This is a genomic window from Ruminococcus sp. RTP21358st1_G6_RTP21358_211008 (genome assembly GCF_040908885.1).
Lineage (GTDB): Bacteria > Bacillota > Clostridia > Lachnospirales > Lachnospiraceae > Blautia_A > Blautia_A faecis.
Map to the genome: position 1 here is coordinate 45,494 of NZ_JBDGDM010000013.1, position 26,402 is coordinate 71,895.

The following is a 26,402-nucleotide window of genomic DNA, read 5'->3' on the forward strand; positions in this document are numbered from 1 at the left end:
GGCACCGCTGTCCTGCTGCCTCTTTACTATTATAATATATTCTCATCCCCACAAACATCCCTGAATTATGTTTTCACAATTGCATTTTTAGCATATAATACCTGGAAGAGCATTTTATGAGGTCGTCCATGTATTACAGAAAAGCCTTATGTGCACAGCAGGAAAATGTAGACCAGGGTACCTTACAGATAACGGTCCATTCAAAAACAGACAACCGCCCTGTGGAAAATGCACTGGTCCGTATTTCTTATACAGGTGATCCAAACAGTGTCATTGAAGAAGTCCGCACGGATTCTTCCGGCAACACCCCTGTCCTTCAATTAAAAACGCCTCCTCTGGAATACAGCCTGAATGCTTCCGAGGAGGCGCAGCCTTATGCAGAATATTCCATGCAGATCAAAGCCGAGGATTTTCACCAGGAGGAAATCGCAGGCACAGAAGTCTTGCCTGCGGTTCTGGCCAAACAGCCTGTCCTTCTGAATCCCAGGCAAGACACTGTTTCGGAAAACAGAATTGTCATTCCTCCCCATACACTTTTCTATGAATATCCACCAAAAATACAGGAATCTGAAATTAAACCAGTACACGAAACTGGCGAAATTGTTCTAAGCAAGGTCGTAATTCCGGAATACATTGTAGTGCACGATGGGCCTGTAGGTGATAACTCCGCCTCTAATTATTATGTCCGCTACCGCGACTATATCAAAAATGTAGCAAGCAGCGAAATCTATGCCACCTGGCCTGACGACACTATCCGCGCCAACATCCTGGCAATTATGTCCTTTACCCTAAACCGGGTATACACGGAGTGGTACCGCAATAAAGGGAAAGACTACACCATCACCTCCTCCACCGCCTACGACCACAAATGGATCCGCGGACGAAACATCTTTGACTCTATCGACCGCATTGTAGACGAACTTTTCGAGAATTATCTATCCCGTCCTAACGTCCGTCAGCCAATTCTTACCCAGTACTGCGACGGAGAGCGGGTGCAGTGCCGGGACAGAGGATGGATGACACAGTGGGGAAGCAAGCGGCTTGGAGACCAGGGATATTCTGCTATTGAAATCCTACGGTATTTCTACGGAAACGATATGTATATCAATGTGGCAGAAGAAGTCTCCGGGATTCCTTCCTCCTGGCCAGGATATGACCTGGATATTGGTGCTTCCGGCAGCAAAGTACTCCAGCTTCAGGAACAGCTAAATGCTATCAGCCAGGCCTACCCTGCTCTTCCAAAAGTAAATCCGGACGGAATCTATGGTGCCCAGACTCAGGCCTCTGTCCGCAAATTCCAGAATATTTTCGGTCTTCCGGAAACCGGAATCGTAGATTATACCACCTGGTACAAAATTCAGGAAATTTACGTAGGCGTCACCCGGATTGCAGAATTACAATAAACATAATATGGCGGGATTTTCTCTCCCGCCATAAAATTCTAATCTAAACCTTATACTCTAAACGGACATGCCGTTTGTCAGCAACATCACCATATAGGAACCGGCTAACCATCAGCCTTCTGCCAATTCCCGCATCAATTCATGCACTGAAGTAATTTTGTCAATCCTTCCAACATTTGCCCCACAGAACATCAATCCATTCTCTACATCTCCCTCCACCGCATCGATCAATGCCTTGGTAATGCAGTACGGAACCTGTCCTGGATTACATTTTTCCAGGCAGTTATAGCACTTCTTTACTGGAATCCGTCCATTCTCTACCAGTTTCATAAAAGGATTGCAAAGCGCCCTTCCAGGCATTCCTACAGGGCTCTGGATAATCTGCACATCCTCTTTCCTTGCATTTACATACGCCTGTTTATACCTTTCATCGGCATCGCATTCCTTTGTCGCTACAAACCGGCTTGCGATCTGCACACCATCTGCCCCAAGTGCCATAGCATGATCAATATCTTTCCGGTCAAAAATTCCGCCAGCAACTACCACTGGAATTTCCCGGCCAAACTTTTCCTCATATTCCTTTTTACATGCAATAATATCCCGGATTTCCTGGTCAAAATCCATCTCATCCCTGTGAGCCAGCTGATCCCTGGAAAATCCCAGGTGTCCTCCTGCCTCCGGTCCTTCCACTACGATCAGATCTGCAGTCCGGTTATATCGATGTGCCCACATTTTCAGAATCAGATTTGCTGCCCTTTTTGAAGAAACAATAGGCGCAATCTTTGTTCTGCAAAACTCCGGTACCAGCTCTGGCAGATTCATGGGAAGTCCTGCGCCACTGATGATCACATCTGCACCACATTCCACAGCTTCCTTTACATGCTCTTTATAATGTTTCAGCGCTACCATAATATTAACACCGACCAGCCCTTTTCCCTTGGCAATCTCCCTTGCCATCCATATATGCTTTCTTATTGCCTTCAGATTGCACCCCGCCTGGTCTTTTTCAAAGCCAGCCTCATCATATCCGATCTGAGCTGTGGAAATAACTCCCACTCCTCCTTCTGCTGCCACTGCGCCAGCCAGGGAGCTACGGCTCACTCCCACGCCCATTCCCCCTTGAATAATAGGAAGTTCTGCCACCTTATCTCCAATTTTCAAACATCTCAAACTGCTTTTGTATTCTCTATCCAAAACAATATCCTCCATGCTTTAATTTAGTTTGATTTTAAAACTATTTTAGTATAAAGCATTATTGTTTTTATGTCAAGTTTTACTTTTATTCGACACTTTATTATGTAGTTTTTATTACTACATATTCGGAAGTTTTCCCTATAAAAAGGAATCCCCTTGCAAGATTTGCCGCCTGCAGCAGACCATCCCCCTCATCTGCATTTCCGTTATTTCCTCTCACTGCCTGGAAAAGCTTTTTTGGGTAATAGGAATTTGCTGCAGAATTGTCTGCTGCATCAAAAAAAGGCTATGCATATCCGTTTGATACACATAGCCTTCGCTTTCATTTTTTTACAGCTTTTTCATTTCAAAAAGATTAAAAAATCTTCAAAATATCATTATACATAACTACAACCATCAAAAGCATCAACACCATCAAACCTGCAAAATGAACCATGCCCTCAATCTGTCTGTTCACCGGTTTTCTCCGGATAGCCTCGATAATCAGAAATACAAGCCGGCCACCATCCAGTGCAGGAAGCGGAAGAAGGTTCATAACACCAAGGTTTGCAGATAAAAGTGCTGCCATATACAGCATATTTACCCAGATAGTCAGCATGCCCTCACTCTTACTTGCCTCATAGGTGCTGCCAATTGCATCAACTACGCCAACCGGACCGCTTAAATCCTTTACGCCCAGCCCGCCGGTAAGAAGCTCTTTTAGGCTGAGTAAGGTAGAGCGGATCATATATTTTACTTCCAGCGTTCCATACTTCAGCACTTCAAATCCCTGTGTCTTCGTGTACGCCAGATTATAAGAAAAATCAAGCACTGCTGTGCGGGACTCCGATGGAGTTACCTCAGCGTTGTATTCCAGGCCATCACGCTCATAAGTAATGGTCACAGGCTCACTTGTGAGAGGATGCTCTGCAAGATATGCAGTATAATCGTCCGAACTCTCCAGTCTGGTACCATTAATGGAAGTGATCACGTCCCCAGGCTCCACACCAGTTTCAGATAAGCCCATTCCCGGAATCAGGGATGCCACCTCAAGAGAATCGGTACTCTTTCTGTTAAAGCCAAGAAGGTATCTCACCTGTACGTCTGGTTTGAAGGCCAGCTCCACATCTTTGCCATCCCTCTCCACAGTCATATGAATGGTCTCATCCTCCTGTGGATTATTCAGATACATATACAGATAAAGATCTCTTGCCAGATCAATATGATACCCCTGATATTCTTTGATAATATCCCCTTCCTGAAGACCAGCTTCAGCCACAGTAGAACCACTCTCCACCTGCGTAACCTCTGCCGGGTCATAGCCCACCAGCGTAACAATGAGCACTGCAAACACAAAGGCCAGGATAAAGTTAAATACCGGTCCTGCTGCAACTGTAGCGATTCTTCCCCACACTGGTGCACCATTGAAAGTCCCCTTGGACTCATCCTCCATATCTTCTCCCAGCATGGCACAGGAACCGCCAAGAGGCAAAAGCTTCAGAGAATACCTGGTTCCATTCTTCTCTGTGCTAAGCAGCCTTGGTCCCATTCCAAGGGAAAACTCCGTTACTACGATCTTATTTTTCTTTGCAAGAAGGAAATGCCCCAGCTCATGAAAAAGAATGATCGCACTGAAAATCAATAATGCCAGAATAATCTTCAACCTACCACCTGCTTTCAATCCATTTATAAGTCTCGTCTTCTACTGCCAGTATCTCCTCCAGATCCGGATTCCGGATCACTGTATGTCTTTCCATAGACTGTGCAATAATGTCGTAAATATCCAGAAAGCCGATTTTTTCCTGTAAAAACTTCTTCACAGCCAGCTCATTTGCTGCGTTAAACACAGTAGGCATACTGCCGCCTTTTCTTGCAGCATCCATAGCCATTGGAAGCCCCAGGAATGTATCCATATCCGGATCTTCAAAAGTAATCTCTTTCAATTTATGGAAATCCAGTCTCTCTCCATCCAGATATCTGCGTTCCGGATAATAGAGTGCGTACTGGATTGGAAGCCGCATATCCGGAGTTCCAAGCTGCGCCATAACCGCACCATCTTTAAACTCTACCATCGAATGGATAATGCTCTTTGGCTGGACAACAACCTGAATATGATCCAAATCCACATCAAACAGCCATCTGGCTTCCATAACCTCCAGACCTTTATTGACCAGGGTTGCAGAATCTACTGTGATCTTCTGTCCCATTACCCAGTTCGGGTGCTTCAGGGTATCTGCAAGCGTCACATGTTCCAGTTCTTCTCTTTTTCTTCCACGGAAGGGACCACCGGAAGCTGTGATCAGAAGCTTCTCAACCTGCGCCCGCTTTTCCCCATGAAGAGCCTGGAAAATAGCACTGTGCTCACTGTCTACCGGAAGGATCTGAACTCCATGCTCTTTTGCCATCGGAATGATCAGATGACCTGCTGTTACCAATGTCTCTTTGTTTGCAAGGGCAATGTCCTTGCCCGCCTTGATTCCCTCCATTGTAGGACGGATTCCAATCATTCCCACAACAGCGGTAACCAGAATATCTGTCTGAGGCATACGTGCAAGCTCCAGAAGTCCCTCCATGCCAGACACAATTTTTACATCCATATCTGAAAGGCGGACAGCCAGATCCTTTGCCGCATTTTCATCCCACACTGCAATCAGCTGAGGATGAAATTCTCTTGCCTGTTCTTCCAGCATTTTCACATTTCTTCCTGCACTGATTCCCAGCACCTCTATATCGCCGTTAGCTCTCACTACATCCAGGGTCTGTGTACCGATGGAACCAGTTGAGCCTAAAATTGCAATTTTCTTCATTTGAAATTCCTCTCAGTCCATTTCAGGGACAAATCACATCTTATCATTTCCACACTTCTTATTCCTTTATGCTTCCCGCTGCCAATCCGGAATCAGATTCCCAGCACAAGCTTCGCCAGGAAATAAATAGCCGGAGCTGTAAAGATCACACTGTCAAATCTGTCCAGGATTCCACCGTGTCCCGGGATCAGTTTGCCATAGTCCTTGATTCCCTGATTTCTCTTAATAGCAGAAGCAGCCAGATCTCCAACCATGGAGATCAGTGCTCCGACTGCACAGATCAGCGCATACTCTGCAATCTTTCCGCCAGTTGCTGCTGCATAAATTGCGCCCAGAAGCGCAGCGCCTGCCACGCCGCCTACTCCACCTTCTACTGATTTCTTCGGGCTGAGGATTGGTGCCATTTTGTGCCTGCCGATCAGCATTCCCACACAATATGCGCAGGTATCGCATCCCCAGGAGCATAAAAAGATCAGCCATACCAGAAATTTTCCATCCGGAAGGTTCCTGGTAAGATAAATAAAGGAGAGCATCACAGCCACGTATACCACCCCAAAGAACGCCGGCATTACCTGATCTGCCTTGAACTTGGGATAAGTAAATACGTAAACGAACATAAACATCATGAACGAAATGATCACGCCCATCATTCCATATTTTTCAAAATCCAGCGACATCAGCACATAGTAGATCACAGCTCCAAAATAGCCTGCAATTTCCAGGGCATTAAAATGGTCTTCCCGAACCTTCATAACCTTATAAAGCTCCTGCATTCCGATCAGAGAGATCCCAAGCAGTGTAAAAAACAGCACATAACCTCCACTGATAATAGTCAGAAGCGCAACTGCGACCAGCACAATACCGCTTAAAAGACGTGTTTTAAACATCTTACTCCTCCTTCACACCGCCATATCTTCTGTCTCTTTGATTATATTTCTCAATAGCCTGTACTAATTCTGCTTTATGGAAATCCGGCCATGCCACGTCTGTAAAATAAAATTCCGTATAAGCCAGCTGCCACATAAGGAAATTGGAAAGTCTCTGTTCTCCGCTGGTGCGTATCAGAAGATCCGGATCCGGCACTCCTGCAGTATCCAGGTAGCTTCCAATCGTATCCTCTGTGATCTGATCCGGAGAAACTTTTCCATCCGCCACATCCTGTGCCATCTTTCGCATTCCTCTTGTAATCTCATCGCGGCTTCCGTAATTCATGGCGATCTGGAAGTACAGCTCATCATAATCCTTGGAAAACTCCTCCAGCTTACGGATGCTTTCCTGAATATCCGGTGCAAAAGCAGAAATATCGCCGATAATTTTGATTTTCATCTTATTATCCCGGGATATCTTGATACATTTCTTAAGATAACTACGAAACAGCTTCATAAGCCCGTCCACTTCTTCTCTGGAGCGTTTCCAGTTCTCCGTGGAAAAAGCATATACTGTCAGATATTTCACGCCCAGATCTTTAATATCATAGCAGACCTGCTCCAGATTGGCGCAGCCCTTAACATGTCCATAGCCACGAGGCAGTCCCTTTGCCTTTGCCCAGCGGCCATTGCCGTCCAGAATAATGGCAATATGATTGGGTACGTTCATATTTTTCTCCTTGTATTTTGTTTTTCTTTTTTCGTTATAAGCGTTCAGATTATTCGTACAATTTCATACACAAGGGCAGAAAAGAGCTCTTTTTAAAGAGCTCTTTTTGCGGTTTCTTTATAAAAGGATCCTGTTTTGCAGATTTTTAGTCCAAACAGCTCTGCGCTTCAGGTAATATGCCCTTATACAGTCATAATCTCCTTACCTTTTGCTTCTACTGCAGCATCTACATCCTTGATGTATTTGTCTGTAAGCTTCTGAACTTTATCCTCTAACTCTTTGATCTCGTCCTCAGATACATCCTCTTCTTTTTTCAACTTCTTGTATGCATCGTTGGCATCACGGCGGATGTTGCGGACAGCAACCTTAGCTGCTTCGCCTTTTTTCTTAACATCTTTAACCAGATCTTTACGGCGTTCCTCGGTAAGCTCCGGGAAAACAAGACGGATCACTTTTCCATCGTTATTCGGGTTCAGGCCAAGATCAGAAGTAAGGATTGCTTTCTCAATTCCCTTGATCAGGCTGGATTCCCATGGCTGGATCTGGATCATACGAGCTTCCGGAACCGTGATATTTGCCACCTGCTGAATCGGTGTAGGGCTTCCGTAGTAATCTACTGTCAGCTTGTCAAGGATATGCGGATTGGCACGTCCTGCACGGATAGTAGTCAGCTCTGCTTCCAAGCTGCCCAATGTCTTTTTCATTTTCTCTTCATACTTCTGAATTCTTTCATCCATAAAATTAATCTCCCTCTTTATGATTTTCTGCCGGTAAGCAGTATTATCCTATTTTCTGCGCGTATAATATGGTACAGACTGCCGGAATGATTTTTCAGACAGGCTCTTGTCTGCTGCTCTTATGTTGCCAGTGAACAGAAACGCGCTTATACAGTAACCTTTGTTCCGGAAAATTTTCCGTGAACGGTGTTGATAATGCTGTTCTCCTCATCAAGAGCAAATACCATCATCGGCATTTTCTGCTCCAGACACATAATAGAAGCTGTAAGATCCATGGCTGCAAGCTTCTTGTCAACAACTTCCTGAATAGAGATCTCATCGTACTTCACAGCGTCAGGATTTACCTTCGGATCGCTGTCATAAATACCATCAACTGCCTTCGCCAGAAGAATCGCATCGGCCTCAATCTCAACTGCACGAAGAACCGTAGCTGTGTCAGTAGAGAAATACGGATGTCCTGTACCGCCTGCAAAGAATACCAGCTTGCCCTGTGCAAAGCTCTCTTCTACACTGTCCTTGGAATACAGTTTTGTAAATGCACCACATGCAAATGGTGTATAAATCTCAGTCTTCATACCTGTATATCTGCAAAGGTCAGATACATAAATACAGTTCATAATAGTAGCAAGCATACCGATCTGATCTGCCTTGTTGCGGTCTATCGTCTCACTGGTACGTCCTCTCCAGAAGTTTCCACCGCCAATCACAATGCCGATCTGTACTCCCTCATCAGAAATTGCCTTGATCTGCTTCGCTACTGCAAGAACAGTTGCCTCGTCAAATCCTGTTTTCTTCGGTCCGGCAAGAGCCTCGCCGCTTAATTTTAATAAAACTCTTTTCATTTCCATGCTTTTATCCTGCCTTATTTTTTATTCTTTTATTTTACCATACTCCGGCAACAACCTCATTTCCGCTGTCATCAACAGTGGTAGAAACTGTGAAAGAGTCATAATAATGATATCCTGTCTCTCCGGTCTCCGGCTCGTTCTCATAATCACTTCCGTTAGCCTCTCCCAGTGCTGCAACAAGACTGGAAAGCGGCTGTCCGATATACTGTTTCGCCTTATCTGCACTGGAATCATTCGGTGCTGTATTACTGCCGCCATTATTATCCGGAGTACTTGTAGGCTGCGGTGCAGATGTAGGTGCAGCAGTAGGATCTGACTGCTGCGGCGCAGATGTAGGCGTTGGTGCTGTATCCGTTTCCTGAGAATCATCCTCAGAACTGTCTTCGCTGTCATCAAGGCCAAGACGCGCCATTACTTCACTCAAGGTAGAAGTTTCTGTCTTACTTGTTCCTGTCAGATAAGTAGCATAAGGAATTCCATCCTCAACAGTTCCCTCCATATGAAGAGTGATCTTTGAAATTGTCTTCAGCGGAAGCTTACGGAAATAGCAATCTGTATAATCCTCATCCTCATACGTGATCCGGATGTCATAGCTTGTCACCGTATTTCCATCTGCATCCTTCTCGTCCGGCTCATAATAGTAAAGAGCCTTGTCACCATCATTCAAAGTAAACAATCCATTGATCAGCTCTGTGCCCCAGTCATCATCGTCATCCGTAGTCGGACGAATGTAAAGTCCCTTCACAGCAGCTCCGGTACCGTTCACAAGAATCAGCTTGGAAGCTGTGGAAGTCTTATCACCAATCACATTCTTGATATCTGCATCGTCAGATTTCTGCATATCTACCAGGGAACTGTCATCACTTGAAGCTGTATCTGTATTCTCAGCTGGAGCCACGGTTACCTGGCCATCCTTACCTGTATCTTCAGTCTGTTTCTTACCACATCCGGCTGCTGCCAAAGCAGTGACCAAAAGTGCTGCAAGAATCACATAACGTTTTTTCATAATCTATATTCCTCCCACAAAATGGAATTAAACTCCTCTAATATCCACTTTTTGTTCTCCATTATTATTACAGAGTATGACAGACTTGTCAACCGAACGCGGGATGATTTCATACAATTTTTAAACTTTTCGTTACTGTTCACTCCGTTCACAGTAACACGCTTCGCGATGCACAGAAATCATGCTTTGCACGATTTCGCGCCGCAACTCTCGGGTTTCTTTTCCCCATTCTCTCTGGTTCCTTCACCGGGAAGGAAGATCCTACGTACTTCTTCTGTGAACAAAAAGAGCCAGGGACAGCTTTCTCTATCTCTGGCTCAAATACTTTTTGACATCATGTTTCAATGTTTAAAACCCGGCGTCTCTTCGCTCTTTACGCATATCCCTGCGGAGCAGAGCTGCCTCATGGCGTCCTTTCTCAGCTTCTGTGCGAATAATAAGGCCGGGGATTCGGGTAGGGCGCTCATTCTTATCTACAGCTACCATCACAGAAAAAGCACGGTTTACCAGGTAACGCATTCCATCACCGCGCTCCACATAGGAATCAATTTCCACTTCCATGGAGGTATTTCCCACATAGGTCACATAGCCGATCATCACAAGGATCTCGCCCTCGTAAACGGGCTCCTTAAACTGCAGATTATCTACAGCTGCAGTTGTGACACGGTAAGTCCCGCAATGACGCATGGCAACCACGCCAGACACCTCATCCACCCACTGCATCAGCATTCCTCCAAACAATCTGCCGCCGGCATTTAAGTGCTGGTGCATGATCAGATGAACCTGCTCCGTTCTGGAATCCTCTACGGTTTTCATCAGGCGGTTTTCTTTTGTTGTTTCCTTTGCTTCCTGTGTTTTCTCTTTTGTTTTCTCTTTTATTTTCTCTTCCATAGCCAACCTCTTTTTACTGTTTTCATGCTGCCTGTGCAGCGAATATTAAATAAATACCATATTGACCTGTCTGACTTTTTATATGCTGCATCTTCACAGCTGATTCCCTATAAATGTTTAACAGAAATTTACGAAAGCCGGGAATTTTTCATCATAAAAATTCCCAGCTCCCATTATTTTTAATATAAATTCTTCACCTTGAAATCACGCTCTGCTTCTCGTCTCTGATCTTTCTTTGCAATATCCTGACGTTTGTCATACAGTTTCTTACCTCTTGCCATGCCAATTTCCACCTTCACAAGGCTGTTCTTGAAATAGACCTTGATCGGCACAAGGGTAAGGCCTTTTTCTTTCAGTTTGGCTTCCATCTTGTTGATCTCACTGCGGTGAAGGAGAAGTTTACGGATACGAAGGGGATCTTTGTTAAAAATATTGCCTTTTTCGTAGGGACTGATGTTCATCCCATAGATGTAAACCTCCCCATTCTGAATCCGCACAAAAGATTCCTTGATGCTGCATTTTCCCATACGCAGGGATTTTACTTCTGTTCCTGCCAGGGCAATTCCCGCCTCATAAGTGTCTTCTATAAAATAATCGTGAAATGCCTTTTTATTATTTGCAATCAGTTTGATTCCTGGTTTCTTTGCCATAAGTTCCTCCCTATATGGATTTCCGCCTGCAGGCGGGCGCTAAAAACAAAGGGTTGCTGTTCTAGAGCCTGTTTTCTATGCATCGCAAAGCGTGTTTTTGATTGCAGAATGAACAGTAACTTCTAATTACCACTCTTGATCCTCTGCCAGAACAAAATCCACAGTCTTCAGCATGGTATCTGCGTCCGCAACTCTCACACGCACCTTCTGTCCCAGTGCAAACACCTTGTGTGTCACATCGCCGATCAACTCGTAAGCATCCTGATCAAAGGTGTAGTAATCATCCCTCAGTGTATTTACATGAACCAGTCCCTCTACCGTATTTGGAAGTTCCACATAGAAGCCCCAGCCAGTAACACCGGAAATGATTCCTTCAAATTCTTCCCCAATATGGTAAGACATATATTCTGCTTTTTTCAGCTTGTCAGATTCTCTCTCTGCTTCATCCGCACGGCGCTCACACACACTGGACTGGCGTGCCACATCTTCCAGAATCTCTTTATAATACTCTGTTTTTCCCTCTCTTTCCAGACGTCCCCGAAGCTTATCCTTAATAATCCTGTGAATCTGAAGATCCGGATAACGACGGATTGGAGAAGTAAAATGGCAGTAATATTTCGCTGCAAGTCCAAAATGGCCGCTGCATTCTGTAGTATACTTCGCCTGTTTCATGGTTCGAAGAGTAAGGCGGCTGATCTGTGGCTCATTTGGAAGTCCCTCAATGCTCTCCAGAATAGTCTGGATTTCCTTCGGGGTAATCTCCTGTCCATGCTTCTGCACCGGCACTCCCTGATTATGAAGAAGTGTGAGAAGGCTCTCCACTTTCTCGGGATCCGGTGTCTCATGGGTACGATAAACAAACGGCATATCATCCCTGCAGCACTCCTCTGCCACAGTCTCATTTGCCATAAGCATGAAATCCTCTATAATCCTTGTTGCCACATTTGCCTCATATGGCTTAATGTCAATGGCTCTTCCTACTGCATTTAAGATAATCTTGCTCTCCGGAAAATCAAAATCAATGGAGCCTCTGTGATGGCGGTTTCCACGAAGGATTTCAGAAAGCTCTTTCATCAGGAAAAACATGGGAACAAGTTTTTCATAGCGTTTCTTTGCCTCTTCGTCAGTATCCTCCAGAATGTTTTTCACATCTGTATAATTCATTCTCTCATCTACACAGATCACAGTCTCTGCAATCTTATGGGAAATCATATTTCCTTTTTTATCAATATCCATAAGACAGCTTAAAGTAAGACGATCCTGCCCCTGGTTCAGAGAACAGATTCCGTTGGAAAGCCGTACCGGGAGCATGGGAATTACGCGGTCTGCCAGATATACACTGGTTCCCCGCTTCAACGCCTCACGGTCAAGGGCGCTTCCACCCTGTACATAATTGCTTACATCTGCAATGTGAACACCAAGATGATAGATGCCATTCTCCTTTGTCAAAGTAACTGCATCATCCAGATCCTTGGCGTCTTCTCCGTCGATGGTGACGGTCTGAAGATGGCGAAGATCCAGTCGGCCATCCCTGTCAGCATCCAGAACATGATCCGGCACACGGTCAGCCTGACGGATTACTTTATCCGGAAATTCGCTTGGAATGCCAAAGCTTTTTACAATGGCAAGGATATCTGTTCCAGGTGCACGGCAGCTTCCCAGATTCTCTACGATCTTACCTTCCGGATTGCGGTTCTTGCTTCCGTAGCTGGTGATTTCCACCACTACCTTATCCCCGTCCTTAATTCCCTGGGAATCTTTTCTCGGAATAAATACATCCCTGGAAAATTTAGGATTGTCGCTTACCACAAAACCAAAGTCACGGCTGTTCTCGTAGGTTCCCACGATCTGGGTCATACCTCTTTCCAGAACTTTTACTACAATTCCCTCGCGGCGTTTGCCTTCCTGCGGCTCTTTTGTGATTATAACACGAACCTTATCCTGGTGCATAGCCGTTCCGGTACAATCTTCCGGAATAAATACGTCGTTGTCTTCCCCCTCGATTTCCACGAATCCAAAGCCCTTGGGATGACCGATAAAGGTGCCTTCCACAGATGGACTGTCCGGATATTCGTTCTCCAGACGGGCAAGGCGGAATTCCGGGTCATCATCCTCGCAGCGTCTGCCGTGTTTCCTATCGTCGTACTTATCTTTTCCCCTGCTGTAATGATCGTCGGACTTGCGGTGATCATACTTTCCAGCCTGCTTATCATTATATTTCTTATCGGAATGCTTCTCATCTTTCTTCCCGGTACGTCTCTCGGAGCCTTCTTCTACATATTTCCCGGAACGTTTACCCGAAAACTTCTCGTCACGTTCTTCTCTTTTTCCTCGCTGCTTCTCTTTCCCGCGCTTTCTTCCAGTTACTTTGGAATAACGTCCCTTGGAATCCAGGTCAGCCTTTCCCTCTGCTACCAGATCATCCAGAACACGGTACAGATCCTTCTTCTCGTCCTTTGAAAGGCGCAGAAGACCTGCAATTTCCCGGAAGCGCATAGGCTGGTACACTGGATCACCAAGAAGCTCCATCATAATTTTTTTTCGTTTGTCAAATTCTCTGTCTTTACTCAATTTTTCTCCTTCTTAATGCCTGTGTAAAAAATTAATTCCTCAAGACATAAAAAACACCCTTGCGATCAGATCAACAAGAGTGTTTCCCAGTTCATTCTTAGAAATTCAGGTTCAATACAACTGCCAGTACAAAGAACAAAACTCCCATAACTGTAGTTGCCTTAACAAGACCGCCCTCCATGGAACGTCCTTTGTTCTTACCCCAGTATGTGTCTGCAGCTCCGGCAATCGCACCAAGACCCTGTGACTTACCTTCCTGCATAAGGACTACTACGGTAAGGGCAATACAATCTATAACAAAAAGAATTGTTAAAATCGTTCTTAAAATCTGCACGTGGTTACACCTCCTAATCAACTAGAGGATATTGTACCATAGCCAGCATTTGATTTCAACTCTTTTTTATCTTGAATTTGGACAAATTACACTATCGTTTTTTCATGGTCAGACAAACGGATGTTAATGTTCATGACCTGACCAGTAACACGCTTCGCGATGCGCAGAAACAAACGGATTCTCATACACCGACAGCCTGCCAAGCTGCTCATGGATTCTCAGAAGCTGATTATACTTGGCATTTCTATCCGAACGGCATGGTGCACCGGTCTTGATCTGCCCTGCACCAGTTGCCACTGCCAGATCTGCAATAAAGGAATCCTCTGTTTCACCGGAGCGGTGGGAAATAACAGAGCGATAACCCGCCCGTGCAGCCAGTTCTACTGCCTCCAGAGACTCTGTCAGGGTTCCAATCTGATTTACCTTGATCAGGATTGCATTTGCTGTTCCGAGCTTGATTCCACAGGACAGCCGTTTGATGTTTGTCACAAAAAGGTCATCCCCAACCAGCTGTACACGGCTTCCAATCCGCTCCGTCATAGCCTTCCAGCCCTCCCAGTCATCCTCCTGCAGTCCGTCCTCGATAGAAACAACAGGAAATTCATCCAACAGATTTTCGTAATAACGGATCATTTCATTAGAATCCCGGATTACTTCTTTTCCAGTCATCTTACTCTCCCCAGGAAAATAGTAACCATCTTTTTCTCCGTCATATAATTCACTGGCTGCCGCATCAATGGCAATGCCAATATCTTTTCCCGGCTCATATCCGGCGTTCCTCACAGCCTCAAGGATCAATTCCAGAATCTCCCTGGAATCCTTCAGATCCGGTGCAAAACCACCCTCATCGCCCACTGCTGTAGACAGATTTTTCTTTTTTAAAAGAATCCTCAGTGACTGATAAATCTCCACACACATGCGGATTCCCTCTGAAAAACAGGAAGCCCCAACTGGCATGATCATAAACTCCTGAAGATCCACTGTATTGTCCGCATGCCGCCCGCCATTCAAAATATTCATCATTGGTACTGGCATCCTGTTCGCATGACAGCCTCCGATATACTGATAAAGCGGAATCCGAAGTGCCATAGCGGCTGCCCTCGCCACCGCCATAGAAACACCAAGAGTGGCATTCGCCCCAAGATTGCTTTTATTGTCCGTACCATCTGTCTGAATCAGAAGAGAATCAATATAGGTCTGATCCAGTGCATTTTCTCCCAGAATTGCCTCCGAGATTTTCGTGTTTACATTATCCACTGCTTTTTGTACACTAAGACCTTTATAATTTCCTTTATCGCCGTCTCTTAGCTCCAGTGCTTCGAATTTTCCTGTGGACGCGCCGGATGGAACTGCTGCACGGCCTGTATATCCATTGATTCCAATAACGCCTTCTCCAACTGTCACTTCTACCTCCACAGTAGGATTGCCTCTGGAATCCAGAATTTGTCTTGCGTGAATCTTCCGAATAGGCAAATACCGTAACATTTCCTTACCTCCTAAAGATTGATAACGGTAGTTTTTCCAACTATTCAGAGTTCTATGCAGGATTTCAGATTCTGTTTCTGCCTAAAGTGCTCAATGAACCTCAGAAATGGAATTAAATCCCTTATTTCTCAGACATGCCTCCACCTCACTGATATCCGGTACGTGGAGAACCATGATCGGAAGTCCGGTAGCACGGTTGAAAGACAGATACAGATAATCAATATTGATGTTGCTCTCCTGGAGACTGAGAAGCAGTTTGTTCAGGTTACCAACCTCATCCTTTACCTCGATTCCAAGAACATCACTAAGCTTGCAGATAAAACCAGCCTTTGTCAGCGCTTCTAACGCCTGCTCAGGTTTGGAAACAACCATACGTATAATTCCATATTCAGCACTGTCATTGGTGACAGAACCAAGGATATTAATATCCTCCTCCAGGAGGATTCCAGTCACCTTCTGCATTTTCCCTTTGATATTTTCCGCAAAAATTGATAATTGTTTCAGCATTTTCTTATTCCTTTCCACATTTTAATAACAATATTAACATTTTAATCGTAATAGGAACTCAGATGCCACTCAGGCAGATAATTTTCTTTCACAAAACAGACATTTCGCCTGTCGGCAACATTACTATCTATTCGCTATATATAAAAATCAGCTCTTTATTTCTCAACAGGAACCTCAATCAGTTCCTTAGGAGAATGTGCCAGATTGCGGCAGCCGTCTTCCGTTACCACTACCATATCCTCAATACGAACCCCTCCGAAACCAGGTACATAAATACCAGGTTCAACTGTCTCGATCATATTGGCTTTTAGAATGGTATCGTCAGAGGGAGACAGGCGCGGACTTTCATGGATGAAAAGACCTACACTGTGACCAAGTCCGTGACCAAAACAGTCACCATAACCAGCCTCTGTAATAATATCTCTCGCAACCTTATCCACACTCGCTCCGCTTACACCAGCCTTTACTGCTGCAAGACCGGCCAGCTGTGCTTTTAATACAACATTGTAAATTTCTTTCTGTTTATCGCTTGCTTTTCCGAGTACAAAGGTACGTGTCATATCGGAGCAGTATCCCTTGTATTTACAGCCAAAATCACAGGTAACAAAATCCCCTTCCTCCAGCTTCTTATATCCTGGAATTGCGTGAGGCATGGAAGAATTCAGACCGGAAGCGATGATCGTGTTAAAGCTTAAATCCTCTGCTCCCTCTTTTTTCATCAGATATTCCAGCTCTGCCGCAGCTTCCAGCTCTGTCATTCCTGGTTTCACGATTTTCAAAAATTCTGCAAATGCTTTGTCCCCGATTTCTTCAGCTCTTGCCAGGTACTCCAGTTCTTCCTCAGTCTTAATCTGGCGAAGATCATCGATTCTGCTGCCAAGAGGTGTCCATGTCTGAACCGGCAGTTCCTTTCTGAGCTTATCAAAATCACAGCAAAGCATGGACTGATCCTCATATCCCATATGGAAATCGCCACTTACATTCTCCTTCTCCATGCACTCCTTCAAGATCGTCTGACGGTTATGCCCACGACACTCTTCGATTACTGTGAAATCGCTCTCCTTACCGGCCTGCTCCGTATAACGGGAATCTGTGATCAGCACCTTCTGGGCTGCTGAAATATATAAAGCGCCCTCGCCGCCACGAAAACCGCTTACATGTCGCATGTTATACGGATCTGTGATCACAAGGGCATTCAGTTTCAATTCATCAAGAATTGCATTTAACATCTTCGCTTCCTCCTCATCTTCTGTCATACAGCTTCCCAGCACTTTATCACGTTGAAAAGCCATATTCTTTATAGTTTCATCATACCACATTATACGCGGAAATATTGTCTGAATTTTCAATTCTTTTCGCGCATATAAACTTTTTATTTTATATAAAATAATATTTTTTCAAATTATTCATTGACAAACAGGAAGTAATCTGTTATAGTAAGCTCATAAAACAAAAGGAACTTAAAAATAAAAACAAAAAGGAGTGAGACCACCGAAAACATAAGTTCATTACTTATAATCTAAGAAAGAGAGGTACGGACCACCAGAAGCATAACGAAACATCTTAATTTTTAACACTTTAAGAAAAGCGAGGTACAGTCCACCAAGAACGTAAGCCTTAATTCCAATTGTTTTAAACGCATAATATATTCGGAAAGAGAGGTACATTCCATTGGATATGGATCAGATTTAAGCCACCAGTAAACGTCGATGCTGGTGGCTTAATTAATGCCTGGATTTTCCTTTCATTTTCAGGCAGCTGCCTTGCCCTTATTCGCATGATTTTTCAAACACGCTCTGGCATAAACCTTTTATTTTCTCATATATCTGTAAAAAAATACCCGTGAGGTTTTCTCTTCATGAAATTTCCCATTTTTTCTTTTCCAGCACTGAAGGAAAAATTCTCTTCGCATATTTCCTCTTTTTGCTCGAAAAATTGCCCTGCGATCAAAGACTTTCTCCACTACGCCGGCGTTCCTCTTCTCTTCGCCCTGTCCTTTCTGGCTGGTTCTGCCGCCCGGGTGATCGTCCAACATTTTTCGCCCCCGGAAGCAGTCGCTACTTCATCAGACTGCGCAAGCTGGGGACTCAGTTTCCAGGAAGAAGGAAAACGTCCTGTAGGAAATGCTTCCATCCAAGAGCTTGCTTCCTATAACGCCTACTTTGCAAAGGATACCCAGGAGAAAATACTCTATCTTACTTTTGACTGTGGCTATGAAAATGGCAATACACCGCTGCTTCTTAATGCATTGAAAAAACACAATGTAAAAGCAACCTTTTTCGTTGTTGGAAATTTCATAAGAGATAATGGAGATCTGATAAAAGAAATGGTTCAGGAAGGGCATATTGTAGGAAATCATACCCTCTCTCACCCGGATATGTCCGGGATTTCTTCTCTGAATGATTTCAGGAAACAGCTGGAGGGCGTGGAAAATCTATATAAAGAAACGACCGGAGAATCCATGACGAAATTCTACCGGCCGCCTCAGGGAATTTACAGTACAGCAAATCTGTCCATGGCAAAGGAACTGGGGTATAAAACCTTCTTCTGGAGTCTTGCCTACGTGGACTGGTATCAGGATAAACAGCCAACCAGAGAGGAAGCCTTCGATAAGCTTCTCACACGAATCCACCCAGGGGCAATTGTCCTGCTGCACAATACTTCTTCCACAAATGGACAGATTCTGGATGAACTGCTGACCAAATGGAAAGAAATGGGATATACATTTGGAACGCTCAATGATTTCTGAATTTTTGCTATCCTGGAGCGTGTCTGAAAAAAGGCTTTCGTTATCTGTTATTTCCAAAATAAATAACCGCCTGTACTCCAGGACCAGTATGAATTCCAATAATCGGGCTCATTGGCATAATAATAACCTGAGCCTGTGGTACAGCTTCCAGGATAGCAGCCTTCTCTTTCTCAGCCTGCTCAGCAGCATCACCGTGACAGATAAATACATAAGGATGCTCCTCATTTAATCCGGAGCTGATATACTTGGAAACGATCGTATTCATAGCAGCCTTGGAGCCACGTACCTTCTCCGGAATTGCCAGAGTTCCATCCTCCACAATACGAAGAATCGGTTTAATCTTCAGCTTACCGCCGATCCAGGCGATTGTGGGGGAAATACGTCCGCCGCGTTTCAGAAAATCAAGATCATCTACTGTAAACCAATGGCAGATGTGGAGGCGATTCTCCTCCAGCCATGAAGTATTCTCCTCCAGGGACATTCCCTTATTCTGATTTTCTGCTGCCAGGATCACCAGGATTCCCTGTCCTCCTGTCGCGGCAAGAGAATCCACGCAGGAAATCTTACGCTCCGGGTACGCTTCCATCAGATCAGCAGCTGCAATGCGAGAGCTCTGCCATGTAGAAGTCAGTCCTCCGGAAAGGGAAATATAAAGAATATCCTTGCCCTCTTTCAGAAACGGTTCAAAACAATCGGTATATGTAGCCGGGGAAATCTGGGAAGTACTTCCGGTTCCACCTGCACGAAGCTTGTCATAAAAAGCCCTGCTGTCCCAGTTTCCCGGATTCCTGTGCGGACACTCCTCTCCGTTTAACTGGTATACCATAGGAATCAGATGAATCTGACCCTTATCTAACATGTCTGCCGGAATATCTGCAGATGTATCTGTTATGATCACATAATCACTCATACTTGGTTCTCCTCATTTAATTGGCAATTCCTTATACCGTAATCGGTTAAGTGCTCCCATTATAGCATACTTCTTTTATGACGTGTGTGTTTTTTTACATTTTGGGTACTTTTGTAACGTTTTCCACAGAGCATGTTGGAAAAGCATTCCCGCGATCTGCACGCCCCACTTTGCGGTATATTTCGTCCGAATTCGGTTGCCGTAGCCCGCTACGGCGCCCTCATCCGGGCAAAATTTCCCACAAATTGTGACGCACATCTTGCAGAAAGCCTTTTTCAGATACGCTCTAACGGGCTACAATTATTTTTTGCAGCGTCTTTTTTACTGCCGTATACTTTTTTTCCGGAACTGGAAGTTCCCGTCCTCCTGTTACAGTCATTTTAAATCTGCGGATAGAATGGACATGTGCCGGGTTTACCATGTAACTCTCGTGGCACTTCAGAAACAGGTTCCCATAACGTTTTTCCAGAGTTTTCAGGCTTTCTGTAGACTCAAACTCCTGATCCAGAGTATGGATCACCGTATGATTGCCGAGACTTTCCACATAGATCACACGCGACCAATTCAGGTAAAGAATGGACTTATCAATTCCTTTCACGTAAATCCGCTCTGATCTGGTCTCTCCTGTAAGGACAAACTTACGATAATTCTCATCATAATGTACCGGATAAATGCCATCCCTCTCATCATACTGAATTGCATTTGAAATAAAGATCACACGTATCTTCGGCACACCTTTTTGCTCCACCCAGGTAAACTGCATACGCTGATTTACCCGGCTTGCACTGTTGTCCGGCCAGATCGTATCTACCAGCATAAAAGTCATGATCTCTGCCACCGTACTGCTTGTAGTGGCAAGCGGCAGCACCGTCAGATTATTCAGGGAAAACTTCAGTTCGTGTTTCTCAGCGTGAAAAGCATCTACCAGATTTTTTCTTCCGCGGATCACCTGCTTGTCTGCAGGTCCTATCCAAAGAACATCCTCATGACAAGAGTTCAAAAAAGGCTCTATCTCATTGTTATAATATAAATTCAAAAGCTCTGCTGTCCGGTCTCCAATTTTCTGTATGTTCATCTTCTGTCGCTCCTATTTATGCTGGTAATAAAAAACTGCCACCTGTGTACGGTCACGCAGCTGCAGTTTTTCCAGAATCAAGCTCAGATAATTCCGCACGGTTCCTTCACTCAAGAAAAGCTCTGCCGCAATCTCCTTATTGCTGTATCCATTTGCGATCAGCTCTATCATCTCAAATTCTCTCTCATTAATGTCATATTTTCCATAATCAAACTTCTTTTCTCCCTGCAAAAGGTCTGGAATCCTGGAAACTATTTCTGTCCCAAATACTGTCTGCCCACAGTAAACTGCCCGAAGTGCAGGCAGAATACTGCCGTAATCCTGCTTCAGAAGATATCCCTTTGCACCAAGACGCAGGGCTTTTACTATGTATTCGTCATCGGAAAAAGTGGTAAGAAGCAGAATATTTGCCTTTGGATACCTGGACAAAATACTCCGGGATGCTTCCAGACCGTCCATTTTCTCCATTCGAATATCCATAAGGAGCACATCCGGCTCATACCTTTCATAAAGCTCACAGGCCTCTTTTCCGTCTGCTCCAGTCGCTAACACTTCCACATCCTCATTCACTTCCAGAATGGTTTTCAACGCACCCGCCACCAGGCAGTCATCGTCTATAATTATTATTTTCATTTCTTACTCCTGCTTTTCTTTCATTTCCGGAACACATTCAAAAAATATTTTTCATAATCTGTATGCCCGCTTTACTGTATCTTTATCGGAATCCACCTCAACCACATTTGGGTATTGTAATAAAAATCCGGAATCCCTTATCCGTAAAAATCTGTATGGTTCCACCCAGGGCATTTACCCTTTCTTTCATATTTACAATTCCAATACCGGATTTTTCCGGATCATAAAAAGCATCTGTCCCATTATCCTCTATACAAAGCTGGTACAGTCCCGGATGCTCCCGAAGGATCAGCTGCACCTTCGTGGCGTTGCTGTGCTTCATAATATTTGCGAAGGCCTCTTTGGTAATACTGATAAAACAGTATTTCACCTCCCTTGGAACCTCTCTTGTCATATCATAAACCATCTGCACCGAACAAAATGTAAACTCATGAACCAGGCTCTTTTCCACTTCTTCTAAATTTACTGCTTCGTCGTGAAGGTCATGGACACTATTTCTGATGCTGTTCATGGCATGGTTCAGGGAATCCTCCAGATTTTTCAGCATGGCGGTCATCCCGGGATCTTTATTTATGGTCTTTGCAGCTCCTACCATAAGGATTGAACGTGAAAGTACATGTCCCACATTATCGTGGATTTCCCTGGCGATCCGGTTTCGTTCCTTTAAGGTAGCATTATAGATCTCATAATCCTGTTTTTCCTGCAAAGCTTTATTTTTCTGAGACAAAAGCAGGTTTCGCTCCTTGGAATCATCCTGGGTCCTTCGCAGCTTCTCTTCCAGAATCTGACTCTTTGCAGTATTTCTCTCCATAAAAAACGCCAGTAAAAATCCAAATACACCGGTCATTGCAAAAAGTCCCATGTTTTCCCTGCTTTCAGGTATTTTCCAGAGAAAAAACATCACTGCTACTGCTGCCAGCCCCCTCATTTTTTCATGAAAAAGCAGATAAAAAAGACATGGATAAAAGATAAAGATCTCTGGAACAGCCAGTCCCAGAAATCCGAACAAAATGCAAAGGATTAGCTGCAATGCCTTCTTTCGCACCGCATATCCACAACAGATCACACTTACACAGCTCAAAAAAGCGATCAGAAACCCCGCCCCTGGCGGCAGAAAAAAAAGTGACAGAAAGCTATAAAATACCAGCAATCCACAGTCCCAAAAGTACCCCACTCTGCCACCTTCTTTCTCATTTTTTCCAAATACTGCTGTTCACTCCGTAACCGGTAATTTTCAAATATTTAACCTGTTTTTTTACAAATATGTCTTACAGACATTTCTCTCATTATAGTATAACTGACCTTGCGCTGTAAAGAAGGTTCTGCGCTTTATGACATTACGGTTTACTAGTACATCGAATATTAAGTTTCGATGTACTAGAGCGTGTTTGAAAAAGGCTTTCTGCAAGATGTGCGTCACAATTTGTGGGAGATTTTGTCCGGATGAGGGCGTCGTAGCGGGCTACGACAACCGAATTCGGGCAAAATCTCCCGCAAAGTGGGGCGTGCAGATTGCAGGAATGCTTTTTCAAACACGCTCTAGTAATGTTCCGCGAGGTTTTTTTGTGAATAGAGTAAACTGTAATTTTATGACATTTGTCATGTGAAGACCGTGACATCTGGCACTTGGCGATTTTCCTTCATTCCTTTATACTGGAGTGTGTTTGAAAAATCATTTCCGCAATCTGTATGCCCCGCTTTGCGGGATATTTTACAGAGAGTCTTTTTCAAACACGCTCTAAGCTTATGATACAGATACTATATGGGGAAAACCAGAAGGAGGAAAATCGTGTCCACAAATATTGTTCAAATAGAAAATCTGGTAAAAAGATATGGGGACCTGGTGGCACTTGATCACCTGAACCTGAGTATTTCGGAAGGAGAGGTTTTTGGTCTTCTTGGTCCCAATGGCTCCGGAAAGACTACCGCTATCAATTGTATGCTTTCTCTTCTCAAATACGACAAAGGCAGCATTCATATTTTCGGAGAAGAAATGCGTCCTGACAATTACAAAGTAAAACAGCAGATTGGAATCGTGCTGCAGAATGTGGCTGTTTTTGACGAACTGACTGTCTATGAAAACATTGATTATTTCTGTGGGCTTTATGTCCCGGATAAGAGGAAAAGAAAAGAACTGGTGGAAGAAGCCATTACCTTTACCGATCTTAACGATTACCGGAAAATGCATCCAAAGAAGCTCTCCGGCGGTCTTCTCCGCCGACTGAATATTGCCTGTGGAATTGCTCATAAGCCTCGCCTGATCATTATGGATGAGCCAACGGTAGCCGTTGATCCCCAGAGCCGGAACAAAATCCTGGAAGGCATTCAGAAGCTGAATGAACAGGGTTCCACCATCATTTACACTTCCCATTATATGGAAGAAGTGGAGCAGATCTGTACACGGATCGCAATTATGGATCACGGTCATGTAATTGCCTCCGGCACCAAAGAGGAGCTGAAAAAAATGATCAAAACCGGCGAGACCATTACTATTGAGGCCATTCCTCTTACCTCGGAGAATCTGGCTGACATCCGGGCTCTTCCACACGTATTTGACCTGCATTACGAGGAACAGATTCTCACTGTACGGTGCACAGGTGCCCGTCACAACCTAATCCGGCTTCTCAATTACCTGCAGAGCCAGGATATTTCCTTTGGTCAGGTTTCCTCTGAGCTGCCTACTTTAAATGACGTATTTCTGGAAATCACAGGGAAACAGCTGCGAGATTAAGGAGGACTGCCATGCTGCATTTGATCAAATATAACCTTCTGGTAAAGCTGAAAAACTTTGCAACCACTTTCTGGCCTCTTATTTTTCCAATTCTTCTTGGAACTATGTTCTATTTTGCTTTTGGAAATATTGATGATGCTGATTTCGAGACTGTACAGGTTGGAATCGTAAAAGAGGAAGGCGCTGATACGTTGTTTCTTATGTTTCTGAATCAAATTGAAAACAACGGAAATCATCTGATTGCTGCTCAGGAATTATCTGAATCAGCTGCACTTACCAAGCTGGAAAATGAAGAAATTTCCGGTATCTATCAGGTGGGAAGCTCCCCTTCCCTTACAGTAGCTTCCAACGGAATCCCCCAGAGCATCCTTCAGTCCATTTTGTCCGGCTACGAAACCGGAAAAAGTACCATCCGCAATATAGTCCGCACACATCCATCCGGTCTGTGGGACGGAATCCGGCAGATGCTAAATCAACAGGAAACACTTACTGAAGTTTCACTTGGCGGACAGACTATTAACGGAAGTGCACAGTTTTTCTATGCATTGATTGCAATGACCTGCCTCTATGGCTGTTTTATCGGATTTGGCTCTGCCATAACTCTTCAGGCCAATCTTACAGCCCTTGCCGCACGACGCTGCGTCACTCCAACGCATAAACTGAAGCTGATTCTTTCAGAGCAGATTGCTTCTTTTTTACTTGGCTATTTCGATGTGATCGTGTTGCTAATCTATCTTCGCTATATTTTAAAGCTGGATTTTCAGGGAAAAATCGGATCCATGCTGCTTATTTCTTTTTTCGGATCCCTGATCGGGGTTTCTATTGGAATTTTTGTAGGTAGTCTTGGAAAAATGAAAGAAGGGGGAAAGATTGGTATTATTCTTGGTTTTTCCATGGTCTGCAGCTTTTTATCAGGACTTATGAACAATACCATGAAGGATCTGGTAGAAAAAAATATGCCTGTTATTAACCGGATCAATCCGGCAGCACTTATTTCTGATGCTTTTTACTGCATCAATGTGTATGACGATATGAGCCGCTATTACCGCAACCTGTTCACTCTTGCAGTGATGAGCATAATATTAGTGACTGCTTCATTTTTACTGATCCGGAGGGAAAGCTATGATAGTATTTAAATGTTACATGAAAATTTTAAGACAGAATGTGACGCTGGTCATTATATATCTTGGTATTTTCTTTTCTGTGGCTCTTGTCATGCAGATGGCCGCTGGAAAAAGTGAAGACAGCCTTTATGCAAATACCAGCATTGATATTGGAGTAGTAAAGGAAGATCAAGGCGTTCTGGCTCAGGGATTTGTGGATTATCTTAACACGATTCACAATGTAATTCCTATGAAAAATAATCCGGAAGTACTTCAGGAAAATCTCTTTTACCGTAATGTGGAGTATATTGTGCAGATTCCTGATGACTTTTACGAGGCTTGCATTCAAGGAAATCAGCCACTGAAGGTCACCAAGGTTCCAGGATCCTACAGCTCCTATTATGTTGACCAGCAGATCAGCAGTTATATCAGTACCATCCGGACTTATGTTGCTGCCGGTTTTTCCCAGGAGGAAGCCGTTCAGGCAGTAAAAACCGAAGTTCATAAACCGGTCACCAAGATTTCCTCTGATTCTGCAAACAGTGATCTGGTTCCTTACACTTATTATTTTCGTTATATTCCTTATCTTTTTCTGGGAGCTCTTTGCTATACCATGGGATATATTCTTATGGCTTTCAAAAAGGGAGATATCCAGAAACGAATGGAAGCCTCTGCTATTTCAGTGAGGCGTCAGTCCCTCCAGGGATTGCTGGCAATGGGAGTGATCGGTGCCATTCTGTGGCTTCTTGGAATCCTGGGAGTGGTGCTGATGTATGGAAATACCTTTTTGAATTCTGAACTTTGTGGCTATTATATTGCAAATACATTGCTTATGTTAGTAGTTTCACTGTCACTCTCTTACCTGATTGGAATGTTTATTCCCAACAGCAATATTTTAAGCGGCGTAGCCAATATTGTTTCTCTTTCCATGTGCTTTCTCTGTGGTGTCTTCGTCCCTATGAGCGTAATGGACAAATCTGTTCTGAAAGTCGCCAAGTTTCTGCCAGTGTACTGGTATGAGCAGGTAAATGAAATTCTAAGCCGGCATCATTCCCTGACACCGGAGCTTCTTGGAAAGGTGCAGATCAGTATGGGAATTGAGGTGTTGTTTGCCGCCATGTTTGTGTGTCTGATATTGGTGGTTTCAAGGTATCGAAAAGAGGGGTAATACCCCTCTTTTTCCTATACCTTGA

The 26,402-nt window shown here is 44.2% G+C and carries 28 protein-coding genes and 1 pseudogene; 8 read left to right on the forward strand and 21 right to left on the reverse strand.

Annotated elements, in window-relative coordinates; all coding sequences use genetic code 11:
• Positions 1 to 128: 128 nt before the first annotated feature.
• Positions 129 to 1,403: a peptidoglycan-binding protein gene (locus AB5Z12_RS07285; RefSeq protein ID WP_118578722.1), complete on the forward strand. Its 1,275-nt coding sequence runs from the start codon at positions 129 to 131 to the stop codon at positions 1,401 to 1,403.
• A gap of 111 nt (positions 1,404 to 1,514) precedes the next feature.
• Here AB5Z12_RS07285 and AB5Z12_RS07290 read toward each other — a convergent pair whose 3' ends face one another.
• The 15 genes from AB5Z12_RS07290 to AB5Z12_RS07360 all read right to left on the reverse strand — a co-directional run bounded on the left by AB5Z12_RS07290 (position 1,515) and on the right by AB5Z12_RS07360 (position 17,327).
• Positions 1,515 to 2,597, reverse strand: coding sequence for a nitronate monooxygenase family protein (locus AB5Z12_RS07290; protein ID WP_330590252.1), 1,083 nt, complete (start codon positions 2,595 to 2,597; stop codon positions 1,515 to 1,517).
• A gap of 355 nt (positions 2,598 to 2,952) precedes the next feature.
• Entirely contained in the window at positions 2,953 to 4,239 is a 1,287-nt protein-coding gene (gene rseP, locus AB5Z12_RS07295; RefSeq protein WP_148463524.1) for an RIP metalloprotease RseP, read from the reverse strand.
• A 1-nt stretch (position 4,240) separates the two neighbouring features.
• Positions 4,241 to 5,383, reverse strand: coding sequence for a 1-deoxy-D-xylulose-5-phosphate reductoisomerase (gene dxr, locus AB5Z12_RS07300; RefSeq protein ID WP_148463523.1), 1,143 nt, complete (start codon positions 5,381 to 5,383; stop codon positions 4,241 to 4,243).
• A 92-nt stretch (positions 5,384 to 5,475) separates the two neighbouring features.
• Complete coding sequence (locus tag AB5Z12_RS07305) at positions 5,476 to 6,270, reverse strand: phosphatidate cytidylyltransferase (protein ID WP_148463522.1); 795 nt, start codon at positions 6,268 to 6,270, stop codon at positions 5,476 to 5,478.
• A 1-nt stretch (position 6,271) separates the two neighbouring features.
• Positions 6,272 to 6,979, reverse strand: coding sequence for an isoprenyl transferase (locus tag AB5Z12_RS07310; RefSeq protein ID WP_118578732.1), 708 nt, complete (start codon positions 6,977 to 6,979; stop codon positions 6,272 to 6,274).
• A 182-nt stretch (positions 6,980 to 7,161) separates the two neighbouring features.
• Positions 7,162 to 7,716, reverse strand: coding sequence for a ribosome recycling factor (frr, locus tag AB5Z12_RS07315; RefSeq protein ID WP_118578734.1), 555 nt, complete (start codon positions 7,714 to 7,716; stop codon positions 7,162 to 7,164).
• A 146-nt stretch (positions 7,717 to 7,862) separates the two neighbouring features.
• Entirely contained in the window at positions 7,863 to 8,564 is a 702-nt protein-coding gene (pyrH, locus tag AB5Z12_RS07320; protein ID WP_330590253.1) for a UMP kinase, read from the reverse strand.
• Positions 8,565 to 8,598: 34 nt separating this feature from the next.
• A complete protein-coding gene (locus AB5Z12_RS07325; RefSeq protein ID WP_148463521.1) occupies positions 8,599 to 9,570 on the reverse strand; it encodes a hypothetical protein in 972 nt (323 codons plus the stop codon).
• Positions 9,571 to 9,918: 348 nt separating this feature from the next.
• On the reverse strand, positions 9,919 to 10,461 hold the full coding sequence (locus AB5Z12_RS07330) for an acyl-CoA thioesterase (RefSeq protein WP_330604821.1): 543 nt from the start codon (positions 10,459 to 10,461) through the stop codon (positions 9,919 to 9,921).
• Between the two features lie 179 nt (positions 10,462 to 10,640).
• Positions 10,641 to 11,111, reverse strand: coding sequence for an SsrA-binding protein SmpB (gene smpB / locus AB5Z12_RS07335; RefSeq protein WP_148463520.1), 471 nt, complete (start codon positions 11,109 to 11,111; stop codon positions 10,641 to 10,643).
• Between the two features lie 126 nt (positions 11,112 to 11,237).
• Entirely contained in the window at positions 11,238 to 13,682 is a 2,445-nt protein-coding gene (gene rnr, locus AB5Z12_RS07340; protein ID WP_244095580.1) for a ribonuclease R, read from the reverse strand.
• Positions 13,683 to 13,779: 97 nt separating this feature from the next.
• Positions 13,780 to 14,016 carry a preprotein translocase subunit SecG gene (gene secG / locus AB5Z12_RS07345; protein WP_118578738.1) on the reverse strand — a complete coding sequence of 79 codons (237 nt, stop codon included), beginning with the start codon at positions 14,014 to 14,016 and terminating at the stop codon, positions 13,780 to 13,782.
• Between the two features lie 123 nt (positions 14,017 to 14,139).
• A complete protein-coding gene (gene eno / locus AB5Z12_RS07350) occupies positions 14,140 to 15,501 on the reverse strand; it encodes a phosphopyruvate hydratase (RefSeq protein WP_368357045.1) in 1,362 nt (453 codons plus the stop codon).
• Between the two features lie 90 nt (positions 15,502 to 15,591).
• Positions 15,592 to 16,008, reverse strand: a complete 417-nt coding sequence (locus tag AB5Z12_RS07355; protein WP_118578742.1) for an amino acid-binding protein — start codon at positions 16,006 to 16,008, stop codon at positions 15,592 to 15,594.
• A 155-nt stretch (positions 16,009 to 16,163) separates the two neighbouring features.
• Positions 16,164 to 17,327, reverse strand: a complete 1,164-nt coding sequence (locus AB5Z12_RS07360) for a M24 family metallopeptidase (protein WP_368368593.1) — start codon at positions 17,325 to 17,327, stop codon at positions 16,164 to 16,166.
• Positions 17,328 to 17,866: 539 nt separating this feature from the next.
• On the opposite strand from AB5Z12_RS07360, the gene AB5Z12_RS07365 reads away from it, so the two are divergent.
• Positions 17,867 to 18,757: a polysaccharide deacetylase family protein gene (locus tag AB5Z12_RS07365; RefSeq protein ID WP_368357044.1), complete on the forward strand. Its 891-nt coding sequence runs from the start codon at positions 17,867 to 17,869 to the stop codon at positions 18,755 to 18,757.
• Between the two features lie 40 nt (positions 18,758 to 18,797).
• Here the strand turns inward: AB5Z12_RS07365 and AB5Z12_RS07370 are convergent, their stop codons facing one another.
• Positions 18,798 to 19,667 carry a DegV family protein gene (locus tag AB5Z12_RS07370; RefSeq protein ID WP_368357043.1) on the reverse strand — a complete coding sequence of 290 codons (870 nt, stop codon included), beginning with the start codon at positions 19,665 to 19,667 and terminating at the stop codon, positions 18,798 to 18,800.
• Positions 19,668 to 19,742: 75 nt separating this feature from the next.
• A complete protein-coding gene (locus AB5Z12_RS07375) occupies positions 19,743 to 19,925 on the reverse strand; it encodes a DUF6783 domain-containing protein (RefSeq protein ID WP_368357042.1) in 183 nt (60 codons plus the stop codon).
• On the opposite strand from AB5Z12_RS07375, the gene AB5Z12_RS07380 reads away from it, so the two are divergent.
• Entirely contained in the window at positions 19,845 to 20,051 is a 207-nt protein-coding gene (locus tag AB5Z12_RS07380; protein ID WP_334285445.1) for a DUF6783 domain-containing protein, read from the forward strand. The genes AB5Z12_RS07375 and AB5Z12_RS07380 overlap by 81 nt on opposite strands.
• On the opposite strand, the gene AB5Z12_RS07385 is transcribed toward AB5Z12_RS07380, so the two are convergent.
• From AB5Z12_RS07385 to AB5Z12_RS07400, 4 genes and pseudogenes are all read right to left on the reverse strand, one after another.
• On the reverse strand, positions 19,954 to 20,742 hold the full coding sequence (locus AB5Z12_RS07385) for a LytTR family DNA-binding domain-containing protein (RefSeq protein WP_173769377.1): 789 nt from the start codon (positions 20,740 to 20,742) through the stop codon (positions 19,954 to 19,956). The genes AB5Z12_RS07380 and AB5Z12_RS07385 overlap by 98 nt on opposite strands.
• Before the next feature lie 12 nt (positions 20,743 to 20,754).
• Entirely contained in the window at positions 20,755 to 21,375 is a 621-nt protein-coding gene (locus AB5Z12_RS07390) for a response regulator transcription factor (RefSeq protein ID WP_368357041.1), read from the reverse strand.
• 97 nt (positions 21,376 to 21,472) lie between these two features.
• Positions 21,473 to 22,549 carry a sensor histidine kinase gene (locus tag AB5Z12_RS07395; protein WP_368357040.1) on the reverse strand — a complete coding sequence of 359 codons (1,077 nt, stop codon included), beginning with the start codon at positions 22,547 to 22,549 and terminating at the stop codon, positions 21,473 to 21,475.
• Positions 22,550 to 22,712: 163 nt separating this feature from the next.
• Positions 22,713 to 22,847: pseudogene (locus tag AB5Z12_RS07400) on the reverse strand (DUF6783 domain-containing protein); the annotation flags it as partial.
• Here AB5Z12_RS07400 and AB5Z12_RS07405 point away from each other — a divergent pair.
• The 5 genes from AB5Z12_RS07405 to AB5Z12_RS07425 are packed head-to-tail and all read left to right on the forward strand — an operon-like array spanning position 22,785 to position 26,377.
• Positions 22,785 to 22,982 carry a DUF6783 domain-containing protein gene (locus tag AB5Z12_RS07405; protein WP_347708940.1) on the forward strand — a complete coding sequence of 66 codons (198 nt, stop codon included), beginning with the start codon at positions 22,785 to 22,787 and terminating at the stop codon, positions 22,980 to 22,982. The pseudogene AB5Z12_RS07400 and the gene AB5Z12_RS07405 sit on opposite strands and share 63 nt — an antisense overlap.
• Before the next feature lie 51 nt (positions 22,983 to 23,033).
• A complete protein-coding gene (locus AB5Z12_RS07410) occupies positions 23,034 to 23,117 on the forward strand; it encodes a DUF6783 domain-containing protein (RefSeq protein ID WP_368357071.1) in 84 nt (27 codons plus the stop codon).
• 47 nt (positions 23,118 to 23,164) lie between these two features.
• Positions 23,165 to 24,106 carry an ABC transporter ATP-binding protein gene (locus AB5Z12_RS07415; protein ID WP_347708939.1) on the forward strand — a complete coding sequence of 314 codons (942 nt, stop codon included), beginning with the start codon at positions 23,165 to 23,167 and terminating at the stop codon, positions 24,104 to 24,106.
• Between the two features lie 11 nt (positions 24,107 to 24,117).
• Positions 24,118 to 25,242, forward strand: coding sequence for an ABC transporter permease (locus AB5Z12_RS07420; RefSeq protein ID WP_195982693.1), 1,125 nt, complete (start codon positions 24,118 to 24,120; stop codon positions 25,240 to 25,242).
• Positions 25,229 to 26,377, forward strand: coding sequence for an ABC transporter permease (locus AB5Z12_RS07425; RefSeq protein WP_368357039.1), 1,149 nt, complete (start codon positions 25,229 to 25,231; stop codon positions 26,375 to 26,377). Before AB5Z12_RS07420 ends, AB5Z12_RS07425 begins: the two co-directional genes overlap by 14 nt.
• Positions 26,378 to 26,402: the final 25 nt, after the last annotated feature.

Coding starts and splice junctions, on each gene's coding strand:
- AB5Z12_RS07285 (WP_118578722.1), top strand. CDS start 129: ATGTATTACAGAAAAGCCTTATGTGCACAGCAGGAAAATGTAGACCAG.
- dxr (WP_148463523.1), bottom strand. CDS start 5,383: ATGAAGAAAATTGCAATTTTAGGCTCAACTGGTTCCATCGGTACACAG.
- AB5Z12_RS07305 (WP_148463522.1), bottom strand. CDS start 6,270: ATGTTTAAAACACGTCTTTTAAGCGGTATTGTGCTGGTCGCAGTTGCG.
- AB5Z12_RS07310 (WP_118578732.1), bottom strand. CDS start 6,979: ATGAACGTACCCAATCATATTGCCATTATTCTGGACGGCAATGGCCGC.
- frr (WP_118578734.1), bottom strand. CDS start 7,716: ATGGATGAAAGAATTCAGAAGTATGAAGAGAAAATGAAAAAGACATTG.
- pyrH (WP_330590253.1), bottom strand. CDS start 8,564: ATGGAAATGAAAAGAGTTTTATTAAAATTAAGCGGCGAGGCTCTTGCC.
- AB5Z12_RS07325 (WP_148463521.1), bottom strand. CDS start 9,570: ATGAAAAAACGTTATGTGATTCTTGCAGCACTTTTGGTCACTGCTTTG.
- AB5Z12_RS07330 (WP_330604821.1), bottom strand. CDS start 10,461: ATGGAAGAGAAAATAAAAGAGAAAACAAAAGAGAAAACACAGGAAGCA.
- smpB (WP_148463520.1), bottom strand. CDS start 11,111: ATGGCAAAGAAACCAGGAATCAAACTGATTGCAAATAATAAAAAGGCA.
- eno (WP_368357045.1), bottom strand. CDS start 15,501: ATGTTACGGTATTTGCCTATTCGGAAGATTCACGCAAGACAAATTCTG.
- AB5Z12_RS07355 (WP_118578742.1), bottom strand. CDS start 16,008: ATGCTGAAACAATTATCAATTTTTGCGGAAAATATCAAAGGGAAAATG.
- AB5Z12_RS07360 (WP_368368593.1), bottom strand. CDS start 17,327: ATGTGGTATGATGAAACTATAAAGAATATGGCTTTTCAACGTGATAAA.
- AB5Z12_RS07365 (WP_368357044.1), top strand. CDS start 17,867: ATGAAATTTCCCATTTTTTCTTTTCCAGCACTGAAGGAAAAATTCTCT.
- AB5Z12_RS07370 (WP_368357043.1), bottom strand. CDS start 19,667: ATGAGTGATTATGTGATCATAACAGATACATCTGCAGATATTCCGGCA.
- AB5Z12_RS07375 (WP_368357042.1), bottom strand. CDS start 19,925: ATGTGCGTCACAATTTGTGGGAAATTTTGCCCGGATGAGGGCGCCGTA.
- AB5Z12_RS07385 (WP_173769377.1), bottom strand. CDS start 20,742: ATGAACATACAGAAAATTGGAGACCGGACAGCAGAGCTTTTGAATTTA.
- AB5Z12_RS07390 (WP_368357041.1), bottom strand. CDS start 21,375: ATGAAAATAATAATTATAGACGATGACTGCCTGGTGGCGGGTGCGTTG.
- AB5Z12_RS07405 (WP_347708940.1), top strand. CDS start 22,785: ATGTGCGTCACAATTTGTGGGAGATTTTGTCCGGATGAGGGCGTCGTA.
- AB5Z12_RS07420 (WP_195982693.1), top strand. CDS start 24,118: ATGCTGCATTTGATCAAATATAACCTTCTGGTAAAGCTGAAAAACTTT.
- AB5Z12_RS07425 (WP_368357039.1), top strand. CDS start 25,229: ATGATAGTATTTAAATGTTACATGAAAATTTTAAGACAGAATGTGACG.